This is a genomic window from Streptomyces sp. UNOC14_S4, assembly GCF_020740835.1.
In the GTDB taxonomy this organism is placed as follows: Bacteria; Actinomycetota; Actinomycetes; order Streptomycetales; family Streptomycetaceae; genus Streptomyces.
Genome location: NZ_JAINFC010000555.1, coordinates 1 through 4810 on the forward strand (window position 1 = coordinate 1; position 4810 = coordinate 4810).

A 4810-nucleotide genomic window follows, 5' to 3' on the forward strand; every position below is an offset into this window, starting at 1 on the left:
GTCTGGGGGAGGGTGGGCACAACCGGACCACCGGGCCGCACCCACCACCGGGTCCGGGGGCGAAGCCCCGGGACGGTCAGCCCGTGTTGCGGAGGCCTGCCGCGACGCCGTTCACCGTGAGGAGCAGCGCCCGCGACACCACCGTGTCCGGCGCTTCGCCGCGTTCCGCCGCGTCGCGCTGGCGCCGGAGCAGCGCCACCTGGAGGTACGAGATCGGGTCCAGGTACGCGTCGCGGATGTGGAACGTCTGCCGCAGCACCGGGCTCGCGTCGAGGAGGTCGCGCTCGCCCGTGATGCGGAGCACCTCCGCCATGGTCAGCTCGTGCTCCGCCTTGATCACGTCGAAGACGTGCTTCAGCTCGTCGGGCACCAGTGTGTCCACGTAGTGCTGCGCGATGCGCAGGTCCGTCTTCGCGAGCGTCATCTCCACGTTGGAGAGGAAGTTCTGGAAGAAGTGCCAGTGCTCGTGCATCTCGCCCAGGACGGTGTCGAGCCCGGCCTCGCGCGCGGCCTTGAGGCCGGAGCCGACGCCGAACCAGCCGGGGACGATCTGCCGGGACTGCGTCCAGCCGAAGACCCACGGGATGGCGCGCAGGCCGTCGAGGCCCGCGCCGGAGTCGGGGCGGCGGGACGGGCGCGAGCCCAGGTGCAGCTCGGCGAGCTGGTCCACCGGGGTGGAGGCGAAGAAGTACGCGGGCAGGTCCGGGTCCTCGACCAGGGCCCGGTACGCGGCGTGCGCGGCGTCGGAGACGGTGTCCATCGCCGCGTCCCAGCGGGCGAGCGCCTCGTCGGACTGCCGGGGCGCGGTGTGCAGGGCGGACGCCTGGAGGGTGGCGGCGACCGTCAGCTCCAGGTTCTCCCGGGCGAGCGCCGGGATCAGGTACTTGTCGGAGATGACCTCGCCCTGCTCGGTCACCTTGATCTCGCCCTCCAGCGTGCCCCACGGCTGGGCGAGGATCGCGTCGTGGGTGGGGCCGCCGCCGCGGCCGACGGTGCCGCCGCGGCCGTGGAAGAGGCGCAGCCGTACGCCGTAGCGGTGGGCGACGTCGCGCAGGCGGCGCTGCGCGCGGTGGATCTCCCACTGCGAGGTGGTGATGCCGCCGAACTTGGAGGAGTCCGAGTAGCCGAGCATGACCTCCTGGACGTCGCCGCGCAGGGCGACCAGGCGCCGGTAGGAGGGGTCGGCGAGCATCTCGTCGAGGAGTCGGTCGGCTTCCTTGAGCTCGTCCGTGGTCTCCAGCAGCGGGACGATGCCGATCTTCGCCCAGCCCGCGTGCAGGTCGACAAGACCGGCCTCGCGGGCGAGGACGGCGGCGGCGAAGACGTCGTCGGCGCCCTGGCACATGGAGATGATGTACGACTCGACGACCTCGGGGCCGAAGCACTCCAGTGCCTGCTTGACCGTGTGGAAGACGCCCAGGGTCTTCTGCCCGTCGGCGTCCAGCGGCGCGGGCATGGGGGCCAGCGGGCGGCGCGAGCGCAGTTCCTTGGCGAGCAGCTTGCGGCGGTAGTCGCGGGGCATGTCGGCGTAGCGCCAGGACTCCTCGCCGAGCCGGTCGAAGAGCTGGCCGAGCGCGTGGTGGTGGGCGTCGGCGTGCTCGCGCACGTCCATCGTGGCCAGGTGCAGGCCGAAGGCGGCGAGGGTGCGCAGGGCGCGCTCCAGGCGGCCGTCGGCGATGAGGCCGCCGCGGTGGGCGCGCAGCGAGTCCTGGATCAGTGTCAGGTCGGCGAGGAGCTCGCCGGTGCCCAGGTAGTCGCGGCCGTCCTGGTGCGGGGTGCCCTGGGCGAGGCGCTCGCGGGTGTTGAGGAGCTTCTGCCGGACGCAGGTGGCCTTGAGCCGGTAGGGCTCCTCGGCGTTGAGGCGCTTGTAGCGGGGGCTGATCTCGGGGAGCAGCTCCAGGTCGCGCTGGAGGGAGGCGAGGAGTTCCTCGGTGGCGCCGCTGTTGCGGATGGAGTTGGACAGCGCGCTGCGCAGGGAGTCGACGAGTTCGAGGGCGTCGGTGATGCCGTGCTCGTGCTGGAGGATCAGTACGTCCCAGGTGACCTGCGGGGTGACGTTGGGGTTGCCGTCGCGGTCGCCGCCGATCCAGGTGCCGAAGGTGAGCGGGCGGGTGTCGGCGGGCAGGGCGAGGCCGACGCGGTCGAGCTCGGCGGCGAGGTCCTCCAGGACGTCGCCGACGGCGTTCGCGTGCAGCTCGTCCAGGTAGTAGATGGCGTTGCGGGCCTCGTCGGTGGGCTCCGGGCGGGCGACGCGGAGCTCGTCGGTCTGCCAGAGCAGGTCGATGTTCTCGGCGAGGCGCAGGTCGGTACGGCGCCTGTCCCCGTCGCCCGCGGCCGGGGCGTCGAGCAGCTCGGCGATGCGGCGGAGCTTGTTGAGGACGCTGCGACGGGCGGCCTCGGTGGGGTGCGCGGTGAAGACGGGGCGTACGCCGAGGTTCCGGGCGGTCTGCCGGAGGTGCTCGGGGTCGGCGTCCTTGAGCTGGTCGGCCGTGCGGGCGAGTATCGAGCCCTCGGCGTCGCGCTTGGCCCGCAGCTCGCGGCCGCGGTGCACCTGCTCGGTGACGTTGGCCAGGTGGAAGTAGGTGGAGAAGGCGCGGACGAGGCGGGCCGCGGTCTCCGGGTCGGTCTCGCCCAGGAGGCGGGCCGCGGCCTCGCCGTCGGTGCGGGTCAGGGCGCGGACGCGTTCGACGAGCTCGAGGAGGTCCTCGCCCTCCTGACGGACCAGCGTCTCGCCGAGGAGATCGCCGAGGCGGCGGATGTCGGCGCGCAGGGCCGCGCCGCGCCGCGCCTCGTCTTCGGTCCGCGAGCCGTTACCGGCGGCGGTGCTGATGGGGTCGGCAGTGCTCACAGGTGCTGCTCCTTGCAAGGTTCCGGCACGTCTGGAGGGGTCGCGGACCGCGCTGTCCGACGTGCACCAGCATAGGTCTCCGCCCCGGTCCGGGCCGACGCGCGGTCGGCCACGGCCTCTTGCTCCGGGGGCCCGCCCTGCGATACTTACGTAGCCGTAGGTTACGGTCCCGTAGCCGTGTTCCGAGCCCCCTGAGGGATCTCATGACTGCAAGCCCCGACGTGATCGACGACGCGCCGAAGGCCCAGGAAACCCCAGTCCCCTCCGCCACTCTGGGCGGTGACAGCAAGCGCTCCCTGGAGCAGATCACCCTGCTGCTGTTCATCACCGTGCCGTTCGTCGCTCTGCTCGCCGCGGTCCCGCTGGCCTGGGGCTGGGGGGTGAGCTGGCTGGATCTCGGCCTGCTGGTGGCGATGTACTACATCGGCTGCCACGGCATCACGATCGGTTTCCACCGCCACTTCACGCACGGGGCGTTCAAGGCCAGGCGGCCGCTGCGGGTCGCGCTGGCGATCATGGGCTCGATGGCGGTGGAGGGGCCGCTGGTGCGCTGGGTGGCGGACCACCGCAAGCACCACAAGTTCTCCGACGCCCAGGGCGACCCGCACTCCCCCTGGCGCTACGGGGAGACGGTCCCCGCGCTGCTCAAGGGCCTGTGGTGGGCCCACGTCGGCTGGATGTTCGACGAGGAGCAGACGCCGCAGCACAAGTACGCGCCCGACCTGATCAAGGACCCGGTCATCCGGCGGATCTCCCGGCAGTTCGTCCTGTGGACGACGGTGTCGCTGCTCGCCCCGCCGCTGATCGGCGGTCTTGCCACCTGGTCGTGGCAGGGCGCGGTGACGGCGTTCTTCTGGGGTTCGCTGGTGCGGGTGGCCCTGCTGCACCACGTGACCTGGTCGATCAACTCCATCTGCCACGCCGTGGGCAAGCGCCCCTTCAAATCGCGCGACCGCTCGGGGAACGTCGCCTGGCTCGCGGTGCTGTCCTGCGGCGAGTCCTGGCACAACCTCCACCACGCGGACCCGACGTCGGCCCGCCACGGGGTGCTGAGAGGGCAGCTGGACTCCAGCGCCCGCATCATCCGCTGGTTCGAGAAGGCGGGCTGGGCGTATGACGTCCGCTGGCCGAATGCGGACCGCATCAACTCCCGACGCAAGGACACCGCCGCCAACGCGGCATGATGGACAGCGTGGCGATCGACAACAGCAACACCAGCAGTGACAAGAACCGGGCCCCGGCCTCGGGGGCCCGGCGCACCCGCCGCGTGCGGATGACCGGCGCGGAGCGCCGCGAGCAGCTGTTGGACATCGGTCGCGCGCTCTTCGCCGAGCGGGGCTTCGAGGGCACGTCGGTGGAGGAGATCGCGGCGAAGGCCGGGGTCTCCAAGCCGGTGGTCTACGAGCACTTCGGCGGCAAGGAGGGGCTGTACGCGGTGGTGGTCGACCGCGAGATGCGGCAGCTGCTCGACATGGTCACCGGCGCCCTCACCGCGGGCCACCCGCGCGAGCTCCTCGAACAGGCCGCCTTCGCGCTCCTCGACTACATCGAGACGTATACGGACGGCTTCCGCATCCTCGTCCGCGACTCGCCCGTCGCCCAGTCCACGGGCACCTTCGCGTCCCTGATCAGCGATATCGCGACGCAGGTCGAGGACATCCTGGGCCTGGAGTTCAAGGCCCGGGGCTTCGACCCCAAGCTCGCCCCCCTCTACGCCCAGGCCCTCGTGGGCATGGTCGCCCTGACGGGCCAGTGGTGGCTCGACGTCCGCAAACCGAAGAAGGCGGAGGTGGCGGCGCACCTGGTGAACCTGGCCTGGCACGGCCTGGACGGCCTGGAGCCGAAGCCGCGCCTGGTGGGTCACCGGCGCTCCTGACCGCGTCGGGGTTCTCGCCGTTGCCGCCCTGCGGGCGGGGCGGCCTGCGGCCGCGTCCTCAAACGCCGGACGGGCTGGGTAGGTGG

Annotated in this window: 3 protein-coding genes; 2 read left to right on the plus strand and 1 reads right to left on the minus strand. The window is 72.0% G+C overall.

Annotation, left to right across the window (positions count from 1 at the left end):
• Nucleotides 1-76: 76 nt before the first annotated feature.
• Nucleotides 77-2830 (minus strand): phosphoenolpyruvate carboxylase, encoded by a 2754-nt coding sequence (ppc, locus tag K6I34_RS31865; RefSeq protein WP_229331422.1) that lies wholly within the window; start codon nt 2828-2830, stop codon nt 77-79.
• Nucleotides 2831-3051: 221 nt separating this feature from the next.
• Here ppc and K6I34_RS31870 point away from each other — a divergent pair, with 221 nt between their 5' ends.
• The gene (locus K6I34_RS31870) at nt 3052-4032 is read left to right on the plus strand and encodes a fatty acid desaturase (RefSeq protein WP_229331420.1); all 981 of its coding nucleotides are present in this window, start codon (nt 3052-3054) and stop codon (nt 4030-4032) included.
• On the plus strand, nt 4032-4724 hold the full coding sequence (locus K6I34_RS31875; protein ID WP_229331424.1) for a TetR/AcrR family transcriptional regulator: 693 nt from the start codon (nt 4032-4034) through the stop codon (nt 4722-4724). The genes K6I34_RS31870 and K6I34_RS31875 overlap by 1 nt, the downstream gene beginning before the upstream one ends.
• Nucleotides 4725-4810: the final 86 nt, after the last annotated feature.